The organism is Bartonella sp. CL100XZDX, from assembly GCF_042195375.1.
In the GTDB taxonomy this organism is placed as follows: domain Bacteria; phylum Pseudomonadota; class Alphaproteobacteria; order Rhizobiales; family Rhizobiaceae; genus Bartonella.
Genome location: NZ_JBHIOH010000064.1, coordinates 19646 through 45489 on the forward strand (window position 1 = coordinate 19646; position 25844 = coordinate 45489).

At 39.7% G+C, this 25844-nt stretch carries 21 protein-coding genes; 15 read left to right on the forward strand and 6 right to left on the reverse strand.

All coding sequences use genetic code 11. The annotated features are described in order from the left end of the window. The first annotated feature begins 483 nt into the window (after window positions 1-483). The 8 genes from ACFILU_RS06950 to ACFILU_RS06985 all read left to right on the forward strand — a co-directional run bounded on the left by ACFILU_RS06950 (window position 484) and on the right by ACFILU_RS06985 (window position 11838). Window positions 484-903: a hypothetical protein gene (locus ACFILU_RS06950; protein WP_375675364.1), complete on the forward strand. Its 420-nt coding sequence runs from the start codon at window positions 484-486 to the stop codon at window positions 901-903. 813 nt (window positions 904-1716) lie between these two features. After that, window positions 1717-1845 carry a DUF2924 domain-containing protein gene (locus ACFILU_RS06955; protein ID WP_375675366.1) on the forward strand — a complete coding sequence of 43 codons (129 nt, stop codon included), beginning with the start codon at window positions 1717-1719 and terminating at the stop codon, window positions 1843-1845. A 328-nt stretch (window positions 1846-2173) separates the two neighbouring features. Then, window positions 2174-2407 carry a hypothetical protein gene (locus ACFILU_RS06960; protein ID WP_375675368.1) on the forward strand — a complete coding sequence of 78 codons (234 nt, stop codon included), beginning with the start codon at window positions 2174-2176 and terminating at the stop codon, window positions 2405-2407. 428 nt (window positions 2408-2835) lie between these two features. After that, window positions 2836-4773, forward strand: a complete 1938-nt coding sequence (locus ACFILU_RS06965; protein ID WP_375675370.1) for a site-specific DNA-methyltransferase — start codon at window positions 2836-2838, stop codon at window positions 4771-4773. Window positions 4774-4801: 28 nt separating this feature from the next. Beyond that, window positions 4802-7999, forward strand: coding sequence for a DEAD/DEAH box helicase family protein (locus ACFILU_RS06970; RefSeq protein WP_375675372.1), 3198 nt, complete (start codon window positions 4802-4804; stop codon window positions 7997-7999). A 315-nt stretch (window positions 8000-8314) separates the two neighbouring features. Further along, a complete protein-coding gene (locus tag ACFILU_RS06975) occupies window positions 8315-9565 on the forward strand; it encodes an MFS transporter (RefSeq protein ID WP_375675374.1) in 1251 nt (416 codons plus the stop codon). Window positions 9566-10496: 931 nt separating this feature from the next. Then, a complete protein-coding gene (locus ACFILU_RS06980) occupies window positions 10497-10925 on the forward strand; it encodes an MATE family efflux transporter (protein ID WP_375675376.1) in 429 nt (142 codons plus the stop codon). Beyond that, window positions 10918-11838, forward strand: a complete 921-nt coding sequence (locus ACFILU_RS06985; protein WP_375675378.1) for an MATE family efflux transporter — start codon at window positions 10918-10920, stop codon at window positions 11836-11838. Before ACFILU_RS06980 ends, ACFILU_RS06985 begins: the two co-directional genes overlap by 8 nt. Window positions 11839-12170: 332 nt before the next feature. On the opposite strand, the gene ACFILU_RS06990 is transcribed toward ACFILU_RS06985, so the two are convergent. The 5 genes from ACFILU_RS06990 to ACFILU_RS07010 form a co-directional block, all read right to left on the reverse strand. Continuing rightward, entirely contained in the window at window positions 12171-12317 is a 147-nt protein-coding gene (locus tag ACFILU_RS06990; protein WP_375629819.1) for a hypothetical protein, read from the reverse strand. Window positions 12318-12878: 561 nt separating this feature from the next. Continuing rightward, complete coding sequence (locus tag ACFILU_RS06995) at window positions 12879-13001, reverse strand: hypothetical protein (protein ID WP_375631524.1); 123 nt, start codon at window positions 12999-13001, stop codon at window positions 12879-12881. A 96-nt stretch (window positions 13002-13097) separates the two neighbouring features. Continuing rightward, window positions 13098-14318 carry an MFS transporter gene (locus ACFILU_RS07000; protein ID WP_375675380.1) on the reverse strand — a complete coding sequence of 407 codons (1221 nt, stop codon included), beginning with the start codon at window positions 14316-14318 and terminating at the stop codon, window positions 13098-13100. A gap of 10 nt (window positions 14319-14328) precedes the next feature. Beyond that, entirely contained in the window at window positions 14329-15150 is an 822-nt protein-coding gene (locus tag ACFILU_RS07005) for a hypothetical protein (RefSeq protein ID WP_375675382.1), read from the reverse strand. 217 nt (window positions 15151-15367) lie between these two features. Then, complete coding sequence (locus ACFILU_RS07010) at window positions 15368-15739, reverse strand: hypothetical protein (protein WP_375675384.1); 372 nt, start codon at window positions 15737-15739, stop codon at window positions 15368-15370. Window positions 15740-16297: 558 nt separating this feature from the next. Between ACFILU_RS07010 and ACFILU_RS07015 the strand changes: the two genes are divergently transcribed. The 7 genes from ACFILU_RS07015 (at window position 16298) to edd (ending at window position 24609) form a co-directional block, all read left to right on the forward strand. Beyond that, complete coding sequence (locus tag ACFILU_RS07015; protein ID WP_375675385.1) at window positions 16298-16762, forward strand: hypothetical protein; 465 nt, start codon at window positions 16298-16300, stop codon at window positions 16760-16762. Between the two features lie 196 nt (window positions 16763-16958). After that, window positions 16959-17195, forward strand: a complete 237-nt coding sequence (locus tag ACFILU_RS07020) for a class I SAM-dependent methyltransferase (protein ID WP_273790442.1) — start codon at window positions 16959-16961, stop codon at window positions 17193-17195. Between the two features lie 455 nt (window positions 17196-17650). After that, on the forward strand, window positions 17651-19078 hold the full coding sequence (locus ACFILU_RS07025; RefSeq protein ID WP_273790377.1) for a glutamine synthetase family protein: 1428 nt from the start codon (window positions 17651-17653) through the stop codon (window positions 19076-19078). Window positions 19079-19089: 11 nt separating this feature from the next. Beyond that, window positions 19090-20373 (forward strand): NAD(P)/FAD-dependent oxidoreductase, encoded by a 1284-nt coding sequence (locus tag ACFILU_RS07030; RefSeq protein WP_375675422.1) that lies wholly within the window; start codon window positions 19090-19092, stop codon window positions 20371-20373. A gap of 120 nt (window positions 20374-20493) precedes the next feature. Then, a complete protein-coding gene (zwf, locus tag ACFILU_RS07035; RefSeq protein ID WP_375675386.1) occupies window positions 20494-21966 on the forward strand; it encodes a glucose-6-phosphate dehydrogenase in 1473 nt (490 codons plus the stop codon). 10 nt (window positions 21967-21976) lie between these two features. Next, entirely contained in the window at window positions 21977-22729 is a 753-nt protein-coding gene (pgl, locus tag ACFILU_RS07040; RefSeq protein WP_273790379.1) for a 6-phosphogluconolactonase, read from the forward strand. A 56-nt stretch (window positions 22730-22785) separates the two neighbouring features. Beyond that, entirely contained in the window at window positions 22786-24609 is a 1824-nt protein-coding gene (gene edd / locus ACFILU_RS07045; protein WP_375675387.1) for a phosphogluconate dehydratase, read from the forward strand. A gap of 65 nt (window positions 24610-24674) precedes the next feature. On the opposite strand, the gene folD is transcribed toward edd, so the two are convergent. Next, window positions 24675-25574 (reverse strand): bifunctional methylenetetrahydrofolate dehydrogenase/methenyltetrahydrofolate cyclohydrolase FolD, encoded by a 900-nt coding sequence (gene folD / locus ACFILU_RS07050; protein WP_273790381.1) that lies wholly within the window; start codon window positions 25572-25574, stop codon window positions 24675-24677. Window positions 25575-25844 lie beyond the last annotated feature (270 nt).

The following is a 25844-nucleotide window of genomic DNA, read 5'->3' on the forward strand; positions in this document are numbered from 1 at the left end:
TGATTACTAACATTCTGACAGTTATTGTCCTGTTTGTTAATTATTTCACTGGATGGTCTACACTTTTACTGAACTACCCCACAGTTTTTTGCTATCTGTCACTTGCTCTGGTTTCATTGATTAGCTTGCTGGTAAAGAAACCCTTTACCATTTTTTATGCCAGTGCTGGTGTTTCTGAAGAAAAACGCAAACATATCCTATTTTATCTCATCAATAAATATATTACATGGATTTGGGTAATCATCTTTTTTGCCAATGGCCTTCTAGTGGCTTTTTTTACATGGACCCCGCAGATTTGGTTGGTCACTATGGGTTTAATTTGTACTGGTATTCTTTTTTCTAAATATCTTCCTAACATCATGCAATATTTTTATCGCATCAAACATCATGGAGCATAATATGTCATTGTTTAACATTCTGACCGGAACCCCTTTATGAGCTTGGATTTTGCTTATTTTTCTCATTGCGAGGGGAATAATAGCATTGAAAGATAGGGAAATGGAGGTTAACCGCCTTTTTCTATTGCCGTTAGTCTTTCTTTTTTTGGGCGCAAGCGATGTGATTAACGAGCTGGCGTTCCCGCGCTGGGGAGCAGTCTCTATGTTGGCAGGGCTGATGATCGGCGTTGGCGTTGGCTGGTTGCTCTGGCGTGCCACTCCGCGTTTAAAAATCAAAGAGGGAACGGATTTAATTATTCGGCATGGTACGCCGTTGACGCTGATATTTATTCTTATCGCTTTTGTCATCAAATTCACATTGATTGTTTTTCTCAATATTGAACCTGATTTGAAATATGCATTTGATTTTAATCTTCTTTTTGGTCTTTTAAGTGGGTTCACTGATGGTGTGTTTTGGGGCGGTACATTAAATTTATATATAACATTTCGAAAAAATATAAATTAGTTCCTATATCCTTAGCTGTTGATGCTTCTGTCAAGTATTATGATACAGAAGCGTCCGCTATTTTACGTTGAAACTGCGGCTGCTATACGACTAAGTGGCCTTACGCCTGAGTATGCAAGAGCGGCAGAGTTTGTACAGTCTACGCCATAATATGTGGAGTACTCTTGCGGGAATGAGTGCATTATTATTGCGATATACATGTAACCCTCTAGCTAATATTATATTAGTAAGGCTGTTTTTTGAAGCCGCTTGTAATTACGGTGTGTTTTTAAAGAGAACGTTCGAACCGATGTATCGCTTGCAGTACCATTTCTCTTTATAAGACTATTATCATTTCTTTTAGAAATCTGCACTTCTCACCTTTTTTTGCGTATGATCGATAACGTAGTTAAGATCCTTGAGATAGTGAATTTTTATCTCTTTTGCTAAAAATGCCCAAACCATCTTATTTAGTCGAGACTTTGTTTAAGAAGGGATCTTCTAAATTTATTTTTTCAATAGGATATAAATTTCTCGTTTTGGGTGCGCGGTAAACTTATAGCAGCAATAAGCTTAGGTTTATTGGTTCTAAGCGTGGAGGGAGTTGAGCTATCCAATGCAAAAGAATAAATTGCACTTTTGTCTGACTTTGTGAACACACACTATTTTCTGGACTAATCGAGGAAATAGAACATTCATGTGTTTGAGAGGATTAGACAATGAGTTGTAAACAATTAGAGCAAGAAATAGCCACAGTAAAGTATACGTCAATGTAGGAGCCCAAAGCCTTATGGCACACTTATTTCAGTGACGATTATTTAGGACAAACCCATCATGTGCTTGTGGTGCCAAAAGGCTATCAATGAGGGCAAGATTTACAAAAGCTTGAAAGTTATTGCCAAGCATATTACCGGCATCAATTGGAATGGCCATTTGTTTTTTAGCCTTGTAAGGCGGGGATGAGAGGATGACAGGGGACAAGAAAGGTGCTTAAACAAGCGATAAAACCAATACGCGGCGCTATATATAGACGTAAAACGAAGAAGGTTTAAAGCAAGAGTTTAACTGACGGGACGACAAAAAGAAGCAGACGAAAGCTTTGTTAAAGCTTACCGTCATGAAGGTTGGCAATTAATACCAACGTTGCTGATAATGTAAAAATCATGCCGCAATATATTTAAGGAGCGAGTGCAAGAGATTAATACATTCCTATGGCAGATTGTAAAATCATGGTTTGTACATGAGCCTAATTATATGATTGATAAGGCAATACAAATCACTCAGGGACAAAATGATAAGAGCTATATTTTATTATGAATCTGACACACAGTATAAAACCTATAAAGGCAAAGCGTTTTATGGCATGGGAAGGATTTTCAGCCTGCTGGTGGGGGCGTTTGAGGGTGTTTTTATTTTACCTTCCGTAAAAGGTATTTTAGCAAATCTTGCTTGTGCGGACAAGGGAAAACTAGAAGTGGATGCTGACATAATCCCTTGTGAAATGGTTTTTATTGCGTCGAAATAAATGATGAAGAAATTTATGTTTTCGTTGGCAGTGATAGTACTTGGATGTGCTTGTGCCAATTGATAAGCTTATTGATAATATTTGTAAGTGCCATAATAGCACACAATAAAAATATAAAATCGCTGTCTTTATTATGCCAAACAGTGGCTAATTTAGAGCGCGAAATTATTGCTTTTGCAAAGTAAATCAAAGAAAAGCAAAATGATCAAAATGTGGTAATGCGAATTGATCTAGCTGATTTACGTAAGCAAAAAGAAATAAAACAAGCACAAGAAACTTTAAAAAATAAAGAGAACAGCTTATACGACATTTTTCATGAAAGTAAATTTGCAGAGGATATAGAAATAAATAGGATAAAAGGAATTGCGACGTACAAAAGAAATATTCATAGACATATTTTATACTAAGCGTAACGGAGAAGCGCAAAGATGAGTATAATAGCGGGTGAAGATAAAATAGAGGGCATGAGTCAAAGCCCTATTAATCCAGACATAGAAAAGTTAAAAGCAGTCTTTCCGCAATGTTTTGCTGAGGGAAAGCTGGATATAGATCAGCTTCTTAATCTATGCGGCGAATATATTGATAATGATTTTGAGAAGTTCAAATTTGAATGGAAGGGCAAAGGAGCAAGTTTAAAGCTTGCGCAAAAGCCATCACTTGCGACATTGCGCCCGAAGCGCGAGGAGAGCGTAAATTTTGATAATACACATAATCTTTATATTAAGGGCGATAATCTTGAAGTGTTAAAACTTATCCAGCGGGCTTATTTTGGCCAAGTGAAGATGATCTATATAGACCCGCCCTATAATACGGGGAATGATTTTATCTATGATGATGATTTTAAAGACCCATTGGCGCGATATAAGGAAGTGACCAAGCAGACAACGAAGTCAAACCCTGAGACAATGGGGCGGTTTCATACGGCGTGGCTCAATATGATTTATCCGCGCTTGCGTTTGGCACAGACCTTATTGCGTGACGATGGGGTGATATTTATCTCAATAGATGATCACGAGGTGCATAATTTGCGTAAGCTCTGTGATGAAGTGTTTGGCGAGGAGAATTTTGTCGCGCAATTGGTGTGGAGTTTGTCTAGCGGAACGCAAGCAGGGCATTTCACGCGGTCGCATGAATATATTCTTGTTTACGCAAGATATAAGACAGCCTTAAATTATTTTAAAGATTTAGACGGTGGAGTTATCAGTGATAGGGCAGTAAAAAAAATCTCGGCTGCAAATCCAGCGAGTGAAGTATTGTTTCCTAAAGGAAGCATTCAATTTGAAGGAACAGATGCAGAGTTTCCTGATGAGTTGGGGGGGTTAGAGAAGCAATATGTTGTTGCAGGTAAATTGCGCTTTGAGAATGGCTTATTAGCGGAAGATGTAACGATTAAAGCAGGGTGGGCTATGAGGAACCAACTTATGTCCTGGCTGGGCGGAAAAGAAACTTTTGATAGTAAGGGACAAAGAGTCACTCGATTTTATTTTAATGCGCAAGGTCGTGTTTGCTATGAAAAAGAAAGAGGTACGGTTCATCCAAAAACAGTGCTGCCTCTGGAGATTGGGAGTACCAAAAAAGGCTCTTCAGAATTGATTCAATTGTTGGGTGCGAAATTGTTGGAGTATCCAAAGCCTACTGCGCTGCTTGAGTATTTAATAAAGCACATTTGCACCAGCGACAACGACATCATTCTCGATTTTTTTGCTGGCTCTAGTACAACAGCGCATGCAGTGATGGCTTTGAATGCCGAAGATGGTGGAAATCGCAAATTCATCATGGTGCAATTGCCTGAATTGTGTGATGAGAAGAGCGAAGCTTATAAGGCTGGTTATAAAACTATCTGCGATATAGGTAGCGAACGTATTCGTCGCGCTGGTGCACAAATCAAGCAAAAGCATGAAGCAGAATTCACAAGCGAGAAGCCTCTAGACACCGGATTTCGCGTGCTAGAGCTCGATAGTTCCAACTTTTCTATATGGGACGATAGCCCGATTGATCCGAATGCATTTGATGTTAAAGAACAATTGCAAATGCGTTTGGATCATATTTTGCGGGGGGTGAATCCCGAGCGCTCTCATCAAGATATTATCTTCGAGATCATACTTAAATATGGTTGGCCATTGGATTTAAAAATTTATCCTTTATCAATCAATGGAAAAAAATTCTATTATATAGGCGAGAGCGAAGGCGATGTCTTAGTGATTATAGCCATAGACCCGCCCTTTGAACCCGAAGATGCGGAAGAGATGATAAAGTATTTGCCCGTAAAAATCGTAGCGCTTGATGCGGCTTTTAAAAGTGATGAGGCGCTTATTAATTGCGACTTTATCTTTAAGGACAATGAAGTAAGTTTTGATAAAATTTAAACTATAGAGAGACGATTGGGGCAGCGATATGAAACTTAAATTTAAACAACAAGAATTTCAAAATGATGCGGTTAAAAGCGTCATTGATTTGTTTAAAGGCCAACCACGACGGGATTCTTCTTTTTCTTTGCATTCAGAACAAGGACAATTAGCGTTAAATGAATTTGGTTATGGTAATCAATTATTGATCAGTGATGAAAGCATATTAGCAAATTTACAAGAGGTGCAACAGAACAATAAACTCGTGGCGAGTGAGACGCTAGAGCAAAAGCAGTTTTCTATTGAGATGGAAACGGGAACAGGCAAAACTTATGTCTATAGCAAGACGATTTTTGAGTTAAATCAACGCTATGGCTTTACCAAATTTATTATCGTCGTACCAAGTGTTGCTATTCGCGAAGGGGTGTATAAATCACTTCAGGTAACAAGGGAGCATTTTCAAGCAGAGTTTGATAATCTGCCCTATCGTTATTTTATTTATAATTCAAAAGATCTTTCGCAAATTCGCCAATTTGCAAGCTCTACCAATATTGAAATTATGATTATCAATATTGATGCATTTAAAAAAGCAGAAAATATTATCAACCTTCCGCAAGATAGACTGAATGGCGAAAGTGCTATGCGCTATATCCAAGATACAAATCCGATTGTGATCATAGATGAACCGCAATCGGTGGATAATACAGCAAAAGCGAAGGAGGCTATTGCGAGCCTTAATCCGCTTTGTGTTTTCCGCTATAGTGCCACGCATAAAGATGAGATTAATCTTTTATATCGTTTAACACCTGTTGATGCTTATAAAAAAGGACTGGTAAAGCAAATTTGTGTTTCTTCTAATCAGATAGAGCAAAATTTTAACCGTCCCTATATTGCCTTGAAATCCGTATCTCACAAACATGGCTTTAGGGCGCGCTTAGAGTTGGATATTGCGGGAAAGAATGGCACTGTGAGTCGCAAAACAGTTACAGTGAGACAAGGCGATGATCTGTATCGCGTTACGGGCGGGCGTGAGCTTTATAGGGGTTATATTGTTTCGGGTATCAATTGCATGGTGGGGGATGAAGCTGTTGAGTTTTCTGATACTGAAATTGTCAAATTTGGCCACGCCCTTGGTGATGTGAATACAATAGAGCTTAAACGCGCGCAAATTTATCGCACTATAGAAACACATTTAGATAAAGAATTGCGGCTTGCGCCTTTAGGGATTAAAGTTTTATCACTTTTTTTTATTGATGAGGTGGCTAAATATCGTAGCTCTGATGAAGAGCCAGCACTTTATGAGCGTATGTTTGAAGAATGTTATGAAGAGCTGTTGGCAAAAAAGAAATATGCCTCCTTGCGAACTAAGTTTGCGCAAAATGTTCGAAACGTGCACGGCGGTTATTTCTCGCAAGACAAAAAAGGCGTCTATAAGGATACAAAGGGCGACAGCCAAGCTGATGATGACACTTATAACACGATTATGCGTGATAAGGAGTGGTTATTATCTTTTGCATGCCCCTTGCGTTTTATCTTTTCGCATTCGGCCTTGAGAGAAGGCTGGGATAATCCGAATGTGTTTCAAGTGTGTATGTTGATTGAGCAAAAATCGAATTTTACCGTACGGCAAAAGATTGGTCGCGGTTTGCGCTTGTGCGTAAACCAACACGGTGAACAGGTAGAAGATAAAGATATAAATGTGCTGCATGTCATGGTGAATGAAAGCTTTGCTGAGTTTGTGAGTACATTGCAAAAAGAATTAGAGGCGGATATTGGTTATAAACTTGGTACATTGCAGATGGAGCATTTGGTTGGCCGTATTTATGAAGATGTAAAATATGTGGCCGCTAAAGTGGAAGTATCGCAAGCACAAAAAATTGTTAAAATACTTGTTGCAAAAGATTTTATTGATGAGGCAGGTGTCGTTAAAGTAGATCAAGATTTAGTAGCGAGCGAATTTGATGCTATAGGGGCGGAGGAAATGCCACGCGAATTGCGTCAAGAAATTGTGAAAAAAACTGATGAGGGCGCGCTTATTAATGTTGAGACGCTGCAAGATCTGATTTATATGACAGCTGTGACGGAAACAAAAATTCTGTCTTCGCAAGAGGCTGCTGATATATTGGTTGAGTTGCGTGAAAAAGCCTTGCTTACATTAGCAGGAAAAATCACAGATACATTAAAAGCGCAATGGGCGACTGGGACGTTAGATTTAAGTGAACGTTTTAGTAAAGGGCAGAAGCAGGCTGTGCTGCAGGCGCTAGAAGCGAGCCAAGCCATGCCGATTATTCGTAATGCTACGCGCGAGGTGCGGGTTAAGCTTAAAAAGCAAACAGTGGCTTCACCAGAGTTTTTGGCCTTGTGGGAAAAGATCAATAAAAAGACCACTTATCGTGCAAAGCTTGATCGCACAGAGTTTGTTGCCAAAGCAGTGGATGCAGTGGAAAAAATGGCGCCAGTTGCGCCCGCGCATTTGGTTTATCAGACAGCAGAGATAGAACTGGATAGTGCTGGTGTGATCTATGAAGAGCAGTTATTAAAGCAGAGTGCGCTTGATTATAGTTTTTGTGCACTGCCGAACATTGTACATTATTTGACCTTAAAGCTGAAATTAACCACAAAGACAATTATTGGTATTTTGACAAAGAGTGGCCGTGAGCATGAGTTTGTAAAAAATCCACAAGCTTTTTTAGAGCGCATAGAAGAAATACTCAATAAAACCCATGTTAATCTTACAATTGATGGCATTAAATATTTAAAGCTGGTCGGGAAAGAATATAGTGTGCAAGAGCTTTTTACCAGTGAAGAGCTTGTGGCAAATTTAGAGCGTACAGCTGTTGTGAGTGAGAAGAGTGTGTATGATCATGTGGTTTATGAAAGCAGTGTGGAGAAAGAGTTTGCACAAAGTCTTGAAAATGATCCTGAAGTCAGATTGTTTTTTAAACTACCAAGAAGTTTTAAAATAGCCACTCCCATTGGTTCTTATACGCCTGATTGGGCAGTTTTTTTAGAGCGAGATGGCGAACAAAAGCTTTACTTTGTGCTGGAGACAAAAGGGGCAAACAGCGAGTTTGATTTGCGACTTAAAGAAATACTGAAGATTAAATGCGGCAAAGCGCATTTTGCTGCACTGCAAACGAGCGTTGCGTTTAACGACCAGCCGGTGATAAATTGGCGTGAATATAAGCGTACTTTGCCCGAAGGGGCGCATGAGTTTCCAAGTGCTGCGGTGGTTGTTACAGAATGATTGGAGCATGAAATACTTAAGGGGGAGGGGAGAAAAGCTTTTTATATCAAAATAATAAATTGATAAAAGGTAGTTATAATGTACACTTCATGTTGAATTTAATTGTTTTCATTTAATACAGGAGGTAAAGTTATGAAAACTAAAGATATGTATAAACCACTGAAAAAAAATTAAACGGGTTGATGTTGCTGCGCTCAAAGTCCGAGCAAGTGAGCAGAAAATGGCTGCTTGAGGCGCTTCTATGAATTGAAGTTTTAAAATATACAAAGCTGGCGGCAAAAAAAGCTGCCAGCTTTATAGCTTTTGGATATATTAATGACGATAGATTATGAAGTTAAAAAGTTGCTCTATGGCTGTGGGGCAATGAGCGGGGTTCGGCTGATTACAGGTTCCTTCCATGCTTTTTTTTTCTTGTCTATGGGCGTTAGTATAGCACAGTTAGCCTTATTACAAATTGTATTTAGCGCGGCTATTTGTATTTTTGAAGTGCCTTGTGGAATTTTAGGAGATAAAATTGGCGTTAAAAAAAATGTTATCTTATCATGTTTCTTTTTTTCGCTCTTCTTCTTTTTATGTATTTACGCGCCTAATCTTTCTGTCTTAATTCCGGCAGAAATTATATATGCTTTAGGCTTTGCTTTATGCTCTGGCGCTGATAGTACATGGATTAAAGGCTTAATCGACGGCGGTGGATACAAGGGTAGTTTGATCTACCACCAAGTAAACGTTTATAAGCGGGAACTGACGGCATTCATGAATATGGTTGCTGGTGCGCTAGGTGTTCTTATTGTTTTGTGTATGGATAATTATCAGTCGGCATATTATTTTTGTTCTTTCGGGTTTCTCGTGCTTGTATTCTTGTTTAGTCGGGTGACGGGGATAGGTATTGCATCCGCTTCGGATAGTCAGTCAATAGACTCGGGTTCTTTGTTGCATGCAACAGAAGCTTTTACTTATTTAGTTACCTCAAAAATCGGATTATATTATATATTGATATGTGGTTTTATTGTTGCTGCATTGCAGCCAATATTTCATTTTTGGCAACCTTTTATTTTGGGACAGACAGGAGTATTAGACAATGCGACAGGAAAGACTAAAATTCTTATTCTTGGCCTGTGCTTTGTGTCTTATACTCTCGTAAAATACTTATTTAATCGCTTTGTAATTAAATATTTTATGCAAAAATATGCTCCTATGGCGATAACTTTGTGCTCACTCGTCCTAAGTGCTGTTGTTATGCTTGCTCTGCTTCTCGTTGCAAACAGTTGGGCTCCTATTATTTTATTCACCGTATTTCACAGTTTTTTTTCTGTTCCTATGACGCAGTTTGAAGCAGAGTTTTTTAAACATATTCAACAAAAGAATGCAAATACGGTTTTATCCATTGTTAGTTTTCTTGCGCGTATTTTTGGTATTTTAGCGCTTGTGCTGATTGGTTGGTTGGCAAATAATGTTTGTATAGAAGCAGCTTTTTGTTTTGCCTTGGTTTGTATATGTTCAATTATCCCGCTTAATTTGGCCTGGCTTTATACTGATAAAAAGTTAATAAAAAACGAAGAGGTCTGAGAGTGAAGATACAGTTGAATAGGGACTTGCCTATGACTTACATAAAGACACAGGAAAAAATAGTGTGTGGGTCATCTTATATGGATTGAGTCGAAATTAATAGCTGTCCATCGTTTTTAGTAGAGATGCTTATCGATTTGAATACACCAAATGATTGTGCTGCTATTAGCCAGAAATATCGCGAACGAGCATATCAAGAGGATATGATATTGATGTGTTGTTAAATGAATACTTCAGATTGGATTCGGAGGTGGACAAAATTATTATTTTTGGAGAGGGCAATCATTCATATGAAGTCTCTATAGTTTTGTGATGTGGACATGGTGCGTATAGTTATAGAATGCTCTCCTAGTGAGTGCTAGATGGTGCTTTTGCGTCCGTAAAACATTGTGCGTTGGTTGTTGAACTAAAGTTTCATAATTTTAGATCGTAGAGCGGTGGGGCATCGAGGTGCCTTATGTATCATAAACGCTCTTTTTTAATTGGTGTATAGGCACAATGGATTGTAAAAATGCTAATGCCTGTGTTTTTTGACAACTTGGTCGGCTTTGTTTTTTTACGTATGTAAGCAGCGAGTAAGCAAAGGTTAGCACAGGTGTATTACTTGCAGTACCAAAAAGTTTGATTAAAAATACTAAAAATGGATATACAAGACGAACAAACGGCTCGCTGAGGATCTTTTATCAATGACTGTAGTTGCTTGGGGGCATAATATTGTACAAAAAAACGCATGGCATAAAGTCCAAAAAACCAATAAAGGTGCATTGCGCTTCTTTTTTAAGAACTGGGCATCTCCTCTTACCTTAATGCGTTCTCATTATGCATCCTTTACACAAGACTTGCGATGGAAAGACTTTACGGAAAAAATCAATGTGTTTTGTTTAAAAGATCCGAGCTTAATATGTCCTTCAATATGGAAGGGTATTTCACAATGTTTGTTGTGATGAAGCAATTGCTCTCTCTTGGCATGCCACTGGCTATTGGGTTTATCTCTCAGATGATGATTTCCTTCACAGATGCAGCGCTTGTAGCGCATTTAGGCGTGCAAGCCTTGAGTGGTACAATGTTAGCTCTGAGTATATTTAGTTTTGTTATGTTGTTTGGGCTAGGTATTATTACCGCGGTTGCACCAAAACTTGCGGAAAGTTTTCGTAGACAAGATAGATATGCATTAAAGGCATGGTTTGATCAAGGAATATGGCTTTCCCTTGTGATTGGAATGATGAGTGCGATCATTTTACTCAACACGAGGAATATTTTGTGTCTTCTCGGCCAAGATGGGACAATTGCCAATATAGCACAGGAATATAATAGTGGCGCTGCTATAGGAGTGGTGTTTTTTTTATCTTTATGTGAATAGCCGGGGATTACTGTCAGCAATTGGTAATCCAAAGCCCTTAACCTGGGTTATGCTTGCGGCTATCCTCGTAAATTTTCTTATCTCTTGGCTGCTTATTTTTGGTATAGGTTCTGCAAGCGGATTAGGTGTCTTTGGTGCAGGAATTGCGAGCAGTTTGATCCGTATTTTAATTGTTATTGCAGCAGCAATAATATTGTCCCGCAATTCTGCTTTTCATTCTTTTCGCTTTAATTATTTGAGACCAAAGTTAGAGATTTCACGAATAATAAAATTGCTGCGAGTAGGGCTACCCATTGGTATACGTATTCTTATTGCGGAGGGTTTTCCTTCTGTTATTGCATTTATGATTACGGCTTATGGGGTCGAATCTTTGGCCGCGCATACGATAGGGATGCGTCTCGATATGCTTATTTCTGTGGTGGCTTTGGGGATTTCCAGCGCAGCTGCGACAATAGCAGCGTGGTATAGAGCAGATAGGAATAATATGGCTCTAAAACAATTGCGTATGAGTGTCACAGTTTTTGCTGTAGCGTATGTCTTGTTTTTATCAGGGATTGTTTATCTCTCTTATGGATTCATCCTTACAACCATCTTTAATATTTCTTCAGAACGCGTTGTTGTTTTCTCTTGGAAGTTGCTTCCGTTCATTTTATTGTCTTTTGCTTTTGGCACTTTAGGAGCTATGCTCAATGGCATACTTGTGGGCTTGCTTGATACGTTTTGGTCAACAATTGTTGTAGCAATAAGTTATTGGGGGTTAGGCCTATTTGGGGGAGCGCTAATGGCGCATTTTTTTGAATATGGCTTTATTGGCTATTGGCTTGGCATGATTGGTGCAAGCTTAATCGTTTCTCTCTTTAATTATATGCGCGTGGGTTATTTAATAAAATGCAATCCTATGGGGGCAGAGTGAGTGTTATAAAAGCGCTTGTAAAGCACTAGCTGTGAAGGCTTAGCTACTCACCATCCATAGAGGCTGTTTTTACTTCTATGGAGATAACAATATAGGTTACAAAACTTTCTTAATATTGAAAAGAAGTGTCTTTGATTTGCGCCTTAAAGAAATGCTGAAGATTAAATGCGGCAAGGCGCATTTTACCGCCTTGAGACTGGTGTGGTGTTTAACGAGGCACCGGTGATGAGTTGGCGCGATTCTAAGCGGGGGATGGTGGTAGAGAGAGTGGGGGGGGCTGTGGTAGGAGTGGGCGGCACGAATGACGCTGTCTTTAGTTGCGTACCGCCAAGCTAATTTTGTGCTTTGCGAAATTCGCCAAGGCTTTTGGACGTACCGCGTTTACCGCGTAATAAAATCTTATGAATATCATGCAGAAGGCGCGCAGAAATGGGGGATTGCGTGTCTAGCTTCCCAATGCCGTAATTAAGTACAGCCACAAATGAGATAGCTCTTCAATATCATCAGTCGCACTGATACTTGTTCTTTATTTTCAAACAATAATAGGTCAGATGGTAACGATAATGTTCTTTCTATCTGAGAAAAGAGTAGCACAGCTTGCGTATATGCACGAGTAAAAGTCAATCAACATTGGTCTGAGGTAAAAACAGCCAATTATTTCTAATACACCTAAGGATTTCATAGCTTGCTCTAACGGTTTATATAAATCCGCCCTTTTAAAAGGTGGATTGGGTGGAAAATTTATTGGGATATAGGCTTTATGAATCTCTCGAACTAAGCTTCCTACTATGCAGGCCCTAAGGCGTGATTGCATATATGGTCACATCTGTTGCTCGTTGTGTAGGCAGAGATCCTAAATTAGGAAAGGAGGGCTGGTCTTTTAATTACAAAGGAAGAATACGGCGCGTAAGTGCAACAAAATGTATTTTGAGGAGCAGTAAAGGGGTGAGGCATTTGATGTCCAGCAGGTGACGGATTAACTGGAGTATAAGTGGGTATTGCTAAGGCGGAGTTTTTGGTTAAGAATTGCACTTCGTACGCTATAAGCTCTCTGCATCCTTCATATAGGCGTTGAGATCATCGCCCAATGCAACGTAAAGGGGCTGTTTTGTCTTTAGCGCTTGTTTGGCTGCTTCTATAGTGCCGCTGGCTCTATCAGCCATTATGGTTATAATTTCCTCGTCCAAAGAACAGATCAATCGATTGCGTAATAGGGTATGTGTGCCTTTTTTGACCGTGTCTTTTTTAAAAAGCAGCTGTTACCTCGTGGCAGGATTGGGTGTGTTTATATGATCAGCCTGCCAAAGAAATGGAAGCGTTATCGCGATAGCCACCAATAGTAGTCCAGCGATAAAGGCGGCAGCAAACTGCAATGATATAAAAGAACCAAGGACGCCGACCAAAAAGCTTCCGACCGGCATTCCAGCATAGCCTATCACCCGAAAAGCAGAATTAGCTCGCCCGAGAAGTTGCTTTGGTGTGAGGCGCTGCCTGAAGGCGGTAACACCAATAAACCATAAGCTTGCTCCAACGCCAGCGATAAAGGTGACGCCCCATACGATGACAGCACTTTTTGAAAAGGCTGGAATCAGCAGCAAGACAACAGTTCCTAAACCGTCAGTGAGAACAGCTAGGCGCACCGGTGCATAGCGTATACGCGGTGCAAATAGGGCACCTGCCATTGTACCAAGCGCGTAGGCTGCAAACATCACGCCATATTGGCTGCTATGTAGGCCCAGATACCGACCGTCGGTAACGAAGAAGATGAACGAGGTTAGGAATGCTCCAAATACCACCGATAGAAAGAATGTGAGTAATGTAAGGGAGGTAAGATGCCGATTTGAAAAAATGAAACGAAAGCCGGCAATGATATAACGGAAAGTGATGTTTTCTTTATCAGGTGTTGGCGATGTTGGAACAGCACGGCGAGAGGTAAAAATCAATGTGATAAAAAGCACGATTAACAGGCTAAGAAATAGCAGTGTACTATGCCCTAAAATGCTGCTTGTTATAACAGGGGCAAGAAAATAGGAGACCCCGAAATCTAAAAACAAGACAATTGAGTAGAAGGTCATCAATCGCTCTCCCTCCATGATAAGTGGTGGAATCGTCATTATATAAGCTTCGGCAGAAACGACGATGAATCCAGCAATGGTTGCATAGAAGAAAATTTGTTCGGCTGGAGCAATCTGTATCATGAGCAGTACGAACAGGACAATATGCAGTAGCATGAAGATGAGGAGAGCTGTGGTGGCAAGTTTTATTTTGTCGCAGCGATCAAGTAAAGCGCCTGCAAGGATGCCGAAAATTGGCCACGCTAATGAGAAGAGACCTTGCGCCCAACTTACTCCGACTACGCCATATCCAGATTGTCTTGCTAATAGCGGGATGGCAGTGCGCAAAGCACCGCTGAGTAAGGCGAGCAGACTAACGGTTAGGCAAAAATAGCGTATGTTCTTGTTGGCAAAAAGCGTGAACATTCTTTTCTCCTTAAGATACCACACAGGTTTCCGCTGTTCCATCAAGTACGGCGGTTGTATTAAGCACGTTTGCGACATAGCCGTCCAAGATATTCCTATCTGCCTGAGGTAGAAGAAAATACATAAGGTTGGAATACCATTGCCAACCACGCTGAGTCAGCTGAAGATCGTTATCACTTTCTACGATGAGACCTGCACCTATGAGCTGTTGTAGGTTATTGTAAACGAAATAGGGGAGTGCGGTCCAGTCAATTCTTTCTTTTTTGGCATAACCGTTATAAGGTAGCCGCATACACAAAGCCTTGGAGGCTTTTTGCTCCGCTGATACCCAATTGTAGTATACTTTGGATTTTCCTTTAAGTTGTATGTCGGTAATGTATCCGCTTCGGCTGGGATTGGCTCGTGTGACGAGTGAGCCCAGAATCGACAGTGCTGACGCCCCAAAGCCAACCACATAATCGTCATGATAACCATGCAAATATTTGTGATAGCGGAAATAATTAGCTGAACTCGTTTTAGCGAGCGTTAGAGGAGTGTTATTGGCAATTTTGATATAGGAATGCCCATTACACGGCGCATAGCCGCAGCTGCGCATAACGATATCGCTAAATAATCGAAGCATTTGTCGATGCTGTAGGCTGGACGGTTTTAGCCCTTTTTGTGCGTAAGATTTATGCAGTTGCGACGTGATAGCCAGATTGTTGATTGCATAGAGGTTGATGGTTTCAGGATGCTTGCTCAAATCGTATAATCGTTCTTCGGCTTGCTGGCTGTGCTGCCATATAGTAGGTCGAAACCGACATGTCCCAATTATCTCTTGTGACCAAGCCACGGTATTGTTGATTTGTTAACGTGTTGAGGTGAGGTTAAACAATGATCGGAAACGCTCAATGAAACTCTGTATACCGAAGCTGATCCGGTTGACGCCGATCTCACGGGCAGCATAAAGTTTATCACGTGTGACGCTCTTCGGTTCGCTTTCCAGTGTAAACTTGGTTAAGGAAGAGAGCTCAAATTCGGCATGCAATACTTTTCCGATGTGTCGGATATTATCTGCGGACAAAAGCGACGGTGTGCTGCCCCCCTATATAGATGCTGCGGATGGGCCCTCTAAGCGAGCGAATGAAATTTCCTTTGGTTCTGATCTCTGTGGTAAGCGCTGACATATAAGATTCGATTTGCTTAACGTGCTTGTAGGCCTCTTTCTGAAAGGGACAGAAGGAACAGATGGTTTTGCAAAAGGGGATATGCAAATAAAGAGAAATGGTACGCGCTTGTGGAATCTGCTGACTTTGCGCTAGTTTATTAAAGTCTAGGTAATCGTAAAATTCATTTGAAATAGTGCGAAATAACGGATATGTGAAGTTGTAAATCGGCTTGAGTTGATCGAACTTCACAAAAGGATGATCCACGAGTTGCATAACTTACCTCCTCCAATTTCTTAATTCGCACTATATTATTGACGGGCGACTGGTGATCCAATCACCCGAGTGTATTACCAAAGATTTTCACGGAACATAATGAATCCTCCTTTTGTAGAAGTTATATGTATTATACATATAACTTCTTATATGAACAGGCGAGCTTGTTTAAGAGGCAATGTAAAGATAAAAATATAAAAGAACTTTCTCTTGCAGCCTTATGGTCTGATATTGTAATTGGTATCCTGTTTTACGTGGTCGGGCTATGAATGCCTAGAGCGAGAAAAAGCAGGGTATTTTAATGGACGGGCGGGGCATCATTGTTATGTTGCTGGGACTTGGAATTTGCATCTGGTTATGAAATATCATTAGCGCAAAAAGATGGTTTTAAAGGTAGAGATATATTTTTAAATATCCATGTAAAACTTCGAGAAGAGATAGAATTATCTATTAGAAAACATATAAATGTCCAGTGTGATAATATTATCGAATTACATGACATCATCGCTCTTGCCCGCCATTTTGACATATTGCCTAAAATTTCATTGAGATTGTGCCATGTACTGGCAAACGGGGGATAGATCGCGTTTTGGTATGACTGCGGCGGAGTCACGTGTCGCATTATCTTTGCTAGAATCCAATAGGATTAGGCTTAATGGGGTGCCTTTGCATGTGGGCTCTAATTTGAATTCGACTGAGTTAATAGTATCCACCTTAACTAAGGCTGGAAAGGATATTTACGCATTGAAGGATCAAAAAAATTTTATCAGTCTAGGCGGGGGATATTCGACTTCCACAGCGTTCTGCGATGCCATGACGATCAATGACGAATACCCTCGTAAAATTTATGAGGCATTATCACAATTGGGTTGTGATTTACATAAGCTTACGGTAATTATTGAATCTAGGCGTATTATATCTGAAGATTATGGTTATTTATTTTCTATAAAAGAGCAGAGTGGTACGAACTTAATTACAATCTGGGCTCTGGGGATGTGTACTCAATCTGCACAGTATCACTAGGTCATAAGTCAAAGTATGTGAAAGCAACTGATACAAAAAAAATTTACGATGGTGGAAGATCGACGATGAAGGACGTTAGTTCAAAGGAAATTGGTCTTATTGTGTTCTCATATCCTGATTTTTTGGTTTTTTAGATATAAATAACACACCTCCTAGTGGGCTGGAGACTATCAAATGTTGGATCACGCATGGCGCAATTAGCAAAAATTCCTATCTATTGGATTTGGTATGCTCTACTGGATTCTCAGCTCTAAATATTGTGTGCGAAGTGCAATGTCAAGCGGTGGAAATTGATATAAGTGCAGAGTTTGTACCATTCGCTCAGAACAAGGTTGATAGCTCTGTTATGCAGGCGATGGTTAAGTTTCATGTCGGAAATGCTGAGCGTATGTCTTATCCTGAAAATACATTTACGCATATTATGGCGGGGTGAGTGTTTGTAAGCACAGCTGTAAAGGCTACTCACCATGCCTAGGGTGTTTACTTCTATGTGGATAACAATAGAGTTACAAAACTTGCTTCATATTAAAAGAAAAGTTTCCTTTCTTTTAATTAAGCATTGCGACAACCAAAAGGAAATTAAATATCTCGCCTTTATTATTCTCACCAATGTTTGCTTATATATGATTATTTGAATCGGAATTAGGTTACGTACAATATGGTATTTCTCGCTGTTTTATATAAGGAGAAGGTTAGCACCGATGTATCGCGTGCAATATCATTTTTTTAACTATGGTGATAGGATAGCTTGTTGAGCGTAAAGTTCTTTTACCTTGATGGATCTTATAGTATTATTCAAAATATCAGTTGATAAATTTTTTTCGTGTCGTTTATGCATGGGCTGATACAATAAGAATAGGACTTGATTGTTTTTAAAGTTGGTATGTTATGGATGTAAAAAATGGTAAACAAACGAAAAGTAAGAATTTTAAACCTGTTTCTCGTTTTCTCAAAAGTTTACGTGGTGTGCACAATTGGGAACAAGTTTCACAATGGCTTGCTTTCCGTAAGGTAGAGGATATTGAATGTATTACGCCTGATCAAGCAGGGGTACCACGGGGCAAGATGATGCTTTCTAAAAAATTTACATCGGAAACATCATTGGCATTGCCTTCAGCAGTTTTTATGGCAACAATTTCAGGGGATTATCCGGAAGATGGTCATGGTTTTGAATATCCTAAAGCAGATGGTGATTTACGCCTTGAGCCTGATCTTTCTACGTTAAGCATTGTTCCATGGGAAGATGCTCCTACGGCACAGGTGATTTGTGATCTTGTGTATCAAAATGGTCAGGTTGTAGATTACACACCACGCAATGTTTTACGAACGGTGGTTCACTTTTACACAAAAATGGGTTTAAGCCCTGTTGTTTCACCAGAAATTGAGTTTTATTTGGTACAAAAAAATCCCGATCCTGATTATCCGTTAGTTCCACCGGTTGGTCGTTCTGGGCGTTCAATTGGTGGTGGACAGGGGTATTCCATTGCTGGTGTGAATGAATTTGATGATTTGATTGATGATATTTATCAATTTTCAGAGGCACAAGGATTGGAAATTGATACCCTCATTCATGAAGAAGGAGCAGGTCAGTTTGAAATTAATTTACGTCATGGTGATCCTATTGAATTAGCGGATCAAGTTTTTATGTTTAAACGAACAATTCGTGAAGCAGCACTAAAACATAATATGTATGCAACTTTTATGGCAAAACCCATTCAAGGGCAGCCGGGTTCTGCTATGCATATTCACCAATCGGTTGTTGATAAGAAAACCGGTATGAATATTTTTACACAGGAAAATGGTGAAGAAAGTATCTGTTTTCGCCATTTTATTGGTGGATTGCAAAAACATATGCCAGGGGTACTTGTGATGCTTGCACCTTATGTGAATTCTTATCGACGCCTTGTCCCTGATAATTCGGCTCCTGTTAATTTGCGATGGGGATATGATAATCGTACTACAGCTTTTCGAGTTCCCCGTTCTGCTCCTCAAGCGCGGCGTGTTGAGAATAGACTTCCTTCATCAGATGCGAATCCTTATTTAGCCCTTGCAGCTTCTTTAGCGTGTGGTCTTATTGGTTTGCAACAAAAAATTGAGCCGGATGAGCCAGCGACAAATAATGTAAACGCTGATAATATTGAGTTGCCGCGTGGACTCATTGAGGCAGTCAATTTGTTTGAACAAGATACAGTGATACGTGCTATTTTAGGGGATGTGTTTGTCAGTACTTATGCTGCAATCAAACGCCAAGAGTTTGAAACTTTTATGGAAGTAATCAGTCCGTGGGAGCGTGAATATCTCCTGCTGAATGTTTAAATTTTATGACGATGATTGATTATAATTCAATTTCTCCAGGAATTTCTTGGTATGAAGATGCTTTAAGAGAACGTCCATCGTATCCTTCTTTTTGTGAAAACAGACAGTGTGATGTGGTCATTATTGGAGGCGGATTTACGGGTCTTTCGGCTGCTTATCATTTAGCCAAAGCTGGAGTAGATGTTGTTTTATTTGAAGCATCACGTTTTGGTGATGGTGCTTCAGGGCGCAATGGTGGACAGCTGGGAACAGGGCAACGGCAATGGGTAGAAACATTAGAAAAAAAGTATGGTTTTGAGCGAAGTAAGGCTCTGTTTGATTTGGCAGAAGAAGCTAAAAGAGATATTTTAGCTTTATGCGCAATGCCTAATTGTCCGTGTGATTTGATAGGAGGACAACTTTCTGTAACTCATAAAAGGCGTGAGCTTCTCTCTTATCAACGGCATATTGAGGCGATGCAGTGTTATGGCTATCACGCGCTTACTTTTATGGATAAGGCTGAAACATTTGAGCGACTTGGATCAACTTTTTATTGTGGTGGTATTTATGATGCGGATACCGGTCATATAAATCCCTTAAAATTGATTATTGGGTTGGCAAAAAGAGCACAAGATGCTGGTGCTAAGCTTTATGAGAAGTCACAGGTAACGACCGTAAGGCGCAAGGGAGCACATTGGAAAGTAATAACAGAAAAAGGCAGTGTAACAGCAGAGCATGTTTTACTTGCAACAAATGGGTATAAACTTGGTCTGGAGCGTTTTATTGAAAAAAATATTGTTTCTATTCGCTCTTATATTGGAGCAACGGACCCATTACCAAAGCATAGTTCAATTCTTATAGGGGGGGAATCGGTTGATGATTCCCGTTTTATGGTTCGCTATTTTCGCAAAAGCATTGATAATCGTCTCTTATTTGGTGGTGTAGAAAGTTATGATAATAAGCATCCTCTAAATTTAGATGAACGTATAAAACGGCAAATTGTTGAAATTTATCCTCAATTACATTCTATCAATTTAAGCCATCGGTGGGGAGCAACGGTTGCCATCACAGTTGAACGCATGCCCTATGTTCGCCAAATTTTTTCAAGGATGACTTATTGTGGTGGTTATTCAGGGCATGGCGTTATGCTGGCTCCTTTCGTGGGAAAATTATACGCAGAATGGTTAACTGGAAAATATGAACGTTTTTCCTATTTCCAAGACTTAAAGATTTCATCTTTTCCGGGGGGAAGAGTTTTGCGTTATCCGCTTATATTTTTAGCAATGCGTTGGTTTTCTTTATTGGATCGCCTTTAATGGAAACATTGCTTGAAATGAAGAAAATTAATGGCTTATTTAGTATCTGTCTGCTTTAATGATGAAAGCTTTTATAAGTGATATGGGATTTCATAATCGAATAGAAAAATAAACAAGTTCATGGTGCGTAAAATTATTCCAGTTTCTTCCTTTGATTGTATTGTTTTTGGTGGCAATGGTGATCTGGCGTTGCGCAAGCTTTTGCCGGCTTTGTATCATTGTCAGTGTGCTGGGCAATTCAGTGAGCCAACACGTATTATTGGGGTTTCGCGCACTTTCTTAAGTCGTGAAGAATATCAAAATTCTATCCGTCTTTCTTTAGAAAAACATATCCATCCAAAAGATCTAAATTCAACAGAACTCAATCGTTTTCTTGCACGTTTAACTTACGTTTCTGTTGATGTTTCCTCAAATCGAGGGTGGGAGGATTTAGCTCTCCTTCTGTCACAAGATTCAGCGGATATTCGAGCTTTTTATTTGGCTGTTGGTTCGTCACTTTTTGCTGATATTGCGATGAAGTTGGAAAAAAATGATTTGGTGACACCACAAACACGGATTATCATTGAAAAACCAATTGGTTGCGATGTAAAAACAGCGGTTTCACTTAATGATGTATTTGCAAGCGCCTTTAATGAAGAGCAGATCTTTCGTATTGATCATTATCTTGGGAAGGAAACTGTTCAAAATTTAATGGCATTGCGGTTTGTTAATACACTTTATGAACCGCTATGGAACTCCAATTATATTGATCATGTTCAAATAACCGTTGCTGAATCTTTAGGGTTAGAAGGGCGTACAGAATATTATGAAAGCACTGGTGCTTTACGCGATATGGTTCAAAACCATATGCTACAATTACTTTGTTTGGTTGCGATGGAAATACCATTTACCAACAGTGCTAATGCTGTGCGTGACGAAAAACTTAAAGTTTTACATTCTTTAACACCGCTTGATGTCCATAATGTAGGGCAGCGTACTGTACGTGGGCAGTATCTTTCTGGTCTATCAAATGGTATATCTGTAGAGTCTTATTTTGATGATTTGGGAAGAGTGAGTAAGAGCGAAACATTTGTAGCCCTTAAGGTTAAGATTGATAACTGGCGTTGGGCTAATACGCCTTTTTATTTACGAACAGGTAAGCGCATGTTCACGAGAATGTCTGAAATTGTTGTGGTTTTTAAACCTATTCCTCATAATATTTTTAATGTGGATTTAGATGAAATTTTTTCTAATCGGCTTGTAATTCGTCTCCAACCTGATGAAGGTGTAAAACAATGGTTGATGATTAAGGATCCAAGTTATGGCGGTATGCGGTTTCGTCACATTCCATTAGACATGAGTTTTGCTTCCGCATTTTCTGAACGTAATCCTGATGCTTATGAACGTTTATTAATGGATGTTATTCGTGGAGATCAAACACTGTTTATGCGTCGTGATGAAGTTGAGGCTGCTTGGCATTGGATTGATCCAATCATTGAGGGGTGGGAAGCAATAAAACAGCCTGTTCACAGTTATAATGCTGGTTCGTGGGGGCCGTCTGCTTCGATGAGCCTCATGGAACGTGATGGGCGTATATGGAACAATTTAGTTTAGAGCAATAAGTATGTATAGAATGAATATTGACCGTTTAGATTTTGAAACCCCTCAGACTTTAGCCTTGGCATTGGCAGATCGAGTAGCCGCAGAGCTTAGTGTATCTGTTCTTGAGCGCAAGAGAGCAGTTTTAGCGGTGTCTGGTGGTAAAACACCAGCATTGTTTTTTCATTATTTGTCAAAAGCGGATATTGATTGGCAAAATATTATTATCACTTTGGTCGATGAACGTTTTGTCCCTACACACGATGAACGTTCAAATGAACATATGGTACGGTGTCATTTGTTACAAAATTTTGCCGAAAAAGCACGTTTTGTAGGGCTTTATCATAAAGCAATTACTGCTGAACTTGCTGCTTTTTCAGCGGCGAGTCGTGTTAATACTTTGCCTAAACCCTTTGATGTTGTTGTTTTAGGAATGGGGCAGGATGGACATACGGCTTCTTTTTTTCCTGATGCTGATCGTTTAAAGCAAGCGCTTGATTTACGAACACAAGCACTTGTTTTACCCCTTCATGCTAAGAGTGCTGTTGAGCCAAGACTCTCACTAACTTTGCCAGTTATTATGCAATCTCGTTGTATTATTCTCCATTTTGAAGGTTTTCAGAAACGCGATTGTTTTGAAGAGGCTTGTCAAGACGGGTCTGAAATAGAAATGCCTATTCGGGCAATTTTGCGTAATTCCCCTCATCTCGTTCAGGTTTATTGGTCGCCTGCAGAAAATGAAATAAGTGAATCAAAATATGCGACACAAGGTGAATAAAAACGTAATCTCTCTCAATGAATGAGGGGCAGCAACAATGAAAGGGGGAGAGAAATATGGCACTTTCCAAGACAATTGCCACAGTTACACGAAGGATTTATGAACGGTCTCAATCAACACGAGAAATTTACTTAGATCGTATTGCAAAAGCACAAGTTCATCGCCCCAAACGAAGTTTTTTAGGATGTGCCAATCAGGCGCATGGCTTTGCTGCTTGTGGTGCAATAGATAAAGAGCGTTTGAAGGGAAATATTGTTGGGAATATTGGCATTATCACGGCATATAACGATATACTTTCAGCGCATCAACCTTTTGAAAAATTTCCTCACTTAATTAAAGAGTCGGCCCGTATGGTTGGTGGTGTTGCACAGGTTGCAGGTGGTGTTCCCGCGATGTGCGATGGTGTTACGCAGGGAAATGCGGGGATGGAGCTTTCCCTTTTTTCGCGTGAAGTAATTGCAATGGCGACAGCTATAAGCTTATCACACGATGTCTTTGATGCAGCATTGTATCTTGGGGTGTGTGATAAAATTGTGCCAGGTTTATTGATTGGTGCACTAACATTTGGTCATTTACCAGGAATTTTTATAGCAGCTGGTCCCATGACGAGTGGTCAAGATAATGATGAAAAAGCGAAGATACGTCAACTTTACGCGGAAAATAAAATAGATCGCCAAACACTTCTAGCATCAGAAGCACGTTCTTATCATGGGCCAGGAACATGTACATTTTATGGAACAGCTAACTCTAATCAGGTGATACTGGAGATGATGGGGCTTCATATGCCTGGAGCTTCTTTTATTAATGCTAATACACCGTTGCGTGATGCTTTAACAAAAGAAGCTACGAAACGTGTACTTGAAATGACAGATCTTGGTGATCATTATAGTCCACTTGGTAGGATCATTGATGAGCGTTCTTTTGTGAATGCCATTGTAGGATTAAATGCAACAGGAGGTTCTACCAATCATGCGATTCATTTGATTGCTATGGCTGCTGTTTGCGGTATTAAATTGACATGGCATGATATTGCAGAAATTTCATCCGTTGTGCCTCTTTTAGCGCGCATTTATCCTAACGGTTTAGCAGATATTAATCATTTTTATGCTGCGGGGGGAATGGGATTTATTATTCGCGAGTTTATCGAGGCAGGCTTGGTCCATGAAGATGTTTCTACGGTTTTTGGTAAAGATCTCAATGCTTATGCAATTGAAGCAAAGCTTTCTGCTGATGGTCATGTGGTGCGTGAAGCGGCTCTTAAGAAAAGTGGTGATCATAAGGTGTTAGCAGGGTGGAGAAAGCCATTTCAGTCTGATGGTGGTCTTCGTGTTTTATCAGGAGATTTGGGAACAGCTATTATAAAAGTTTCCTCTGTTAAACCAGAGTATTGGCAGATTAAAGCACCAGTCTTTGTTTTTAATGATCAAGAGGAACTACAAAAATCTTTTAAATCTGGAGTGTTGCATAATAAAGACTTTATCGCTGTCATTCGCTATCAAGGACCAAAAGCCAATGGTATGCCAGAGCTTCATAAATTAACGACCATTTTAGGCGTTTTACAAGATCGCGGTCAAAAGGTAGCATTGATAACCGATGGGCGTATGTCAGGGGCGTCAGGAAAAATTCCTGCTGCCCTCCATGTGACACCAGAAGCAGTGGATAATGGCCCCATTGCACGTTTGCAGGATGGTGATATTGTTTTTCTTGATGCTCATGAGGGTAAATTAACTCTTTTGGAGGATTTAGCAAAATTTAACGCGCGACAAATCATACCTCCAGATCTTTCAAAAAACGAACATGGTGTTGGACGCGAACTTTTTCATGTTTTTCGTCAATCCGTTAATCGTGCAGATCAAGGGGCATCTGTTTTTATGACATGAAAAGTGCAAAAATAATAAGCTGAATCATATACAATGAAACCATATACAAGGAATTGTTACAATTCTTAGAATTTTGGTATAGGCAGATTGTGTGATCGCGCAGCAGCTTTGAGTGTATTAACCATAAGCATGGCAATTGTCATTGGTCCAACGCCTCCTGGAACAGGGGTGATCGCAGCAGCTTTTTCTTTTACGTTTTCAAAATCGACATCACCAACAAGACGTGTTTTCCCTATACCTTTTTCTGGTGCAGCAACGCGGTTAATACCGACATCAATAACAATTGCACCATCTTTTATCCAGTCTTTTTTAATCATTTGTGGACGGCCTACAGCTGCTACTAGAATATCAGCGCTTCGACACACATCATCAAGGTCACGGGTACGACTATGGGCAATTGTCACAGTAGCATTTGCTGCTGTTAAAAGGGCAGCCATAGGTTTTCCAACAATATTAGAGCGTCCAACAACGACAGCATCAAGTCCAGATAAATCTTGCCCACAATGTTGTTCAATCATCATCATGGCACCAGCTGGAGTGCAGGGAATAATTGCATCTTCAAGTGCATTTGCCGCGAGTTTTCCTACATTAATATAATGAAAACCATCAACATCTTTTTGGAAAGCAACGGCTTGTGTTATGCGATTTGTATTCATATGAGCAGGGAGAGGCAGCTGTACCAAAATACCATGAATTTTGGGATCAGAATTTAATGTTGCAATAAGTTGAAGGAGTTCTTTTTCTTGTGTTTCTTTGGAAACGGCATGTTTGATTGAAAGAAACCCACATTCTTCGGCTTTTTTATTTTTTGAGGCGACATATACTTGACTTGCAGGATCATCTCCAACGATAATAACAGCGATACTAGGTTGTATATTATAGTGATGGCGGAGCTTTGCTGTTTCGGCCTTAACTTTCACAATAATCTCTTCAGCAAGTTTTTTTCCGTCGATAATATTATTCATTCAGAGATCCTTTCGGTAAGGCTGTTTGTTTTTTTTGTAAAGCATTTTCTAATAATACGATAGAGTTTTATAGCAATATTCATATGAGAACAGTAAGAATGGTTTTATAATGTTGTGGATTTATAGTTTTGAAGACTTTTAAATAATTGCTTTATAAAGAAGCAGCAACATTGCTGTTTGAATAAATTTTGGATAAAGAACAAAAATAATGAAGATACAAAGTGGATATAGTGAATTATAGGGTTATAAAAACTTTTTATGATCATTTAA